1 protein-coding gene is annotated in these 1,221 nt (G+C 57.5%); it reads right to left on the reverse strand.

Features of this window, described 5'->3' with window-relative positions:
• Nucleotides 1-1,221 (reverse strand): VCBS domain-containing protein (locus AC1DZP_RS36230; RefSeq protein ID WP_477309157.1); only part of this gene is annotated, 1,221 nt, incomplete at both ends.

Genomic DNA, 1,221 nt, shown 5'->3' on the forward strand with positions numbered 1-1,221 from the left:
CCGTTATCGTGTAGGTGAATACGTCGGAGGCGACTTGGCCTTGGCCGAGCTGTTGTGTATCGGGATCATTGTTGTCGCGTTCGTAGCTCCAGGCGCCGTCCGAACCGAGGGTCAGAGCGCCATAGGTGCCGACAACAGCTGATCCGACCTGGCCCGAAACATCTCCAGCCGACGTGCCTGCCGCAACACCAATCACCGATATGCTGTCGCCGTGGTCAACGTCGGTATCATTGTCGAGCACGTTGCCGGCGGGCAACGAACCGCCCGAAAAATCGGCATTGTAAATGGACTGGATTTCTTCGGGAGTGAGAGCGCGATCGTAGAGCTGAATGTCATCCACCTGGCCCTGCAATAAGCCGGGGACATTGAACGATGGACGGGCACCAACCAAAAACTCCGTACCCGCAGGGGTATTGATAGGCAGCGAGCCTGAGCCGACGGCGACTCCATCCAAATACAAGGTCACCAAGTTGCCGACGTTGGTGACAGCAACATTATACCATTGTCCGGTTTGCAGAGACGGGCCGAACACCGCGCTGCCCCATTGCGAAAAGAAGAGCGTGCTGCCGGATGTGCCCAGCTGGTAGGTTTGGCCAAATCCTCCAAAGGTTCCGTAGCCTGCCAGAAGCGACTCACTGTTCACAAACGCATCTGCGTTCACCCAAAGTGAAAGCGTTCTGTCACTATTTCCCTCTGGCAATCCTGTGGTTGGTGCCTGGAAAACGTCATCAACACCGTCAAAACTAAATGCCTGCCCGAACTTGCCGGTCGCAAACGACGCACCATTCTGCAGTACGCCATCATTATCGCCCACAACATCGTCGGTGGTTCCATCAGCCAACCATCGAGCAATGAGGTTGGACGGCAGAGTGGGAGGGTCGCCCACCCCGTTGTCACTCTCGGCAACCGGCCCATCATTGCTGCCGTGGATGGTGATGGTCAAGGTAGTGGTGGCCGTAGCGTCGTGGGTATCCGTTATCGTGTAGGTGAATACGTCGGAGGCGACTTGGCCTTGGCCGAGCTGTTGTGTATCGGGATCATTGTTGTCGCGTTCGTAGCTCCAGGCGCCGTCCGAACCGAGGGTCAGAGCGCCATAGGTGCCGACAACAGCTGATCCGACCTGGCCCGAAACATCTCCAGCCGACGTGCCTGCCGCAACACCAATCACCGATATGCTGTCGCCGTGGTCAACGTCGGTATCATTGTCGAGCACGTTGCCGG

This window comes from Mesorhizobium sp. P2_F8, assembly GCF_056403655.1.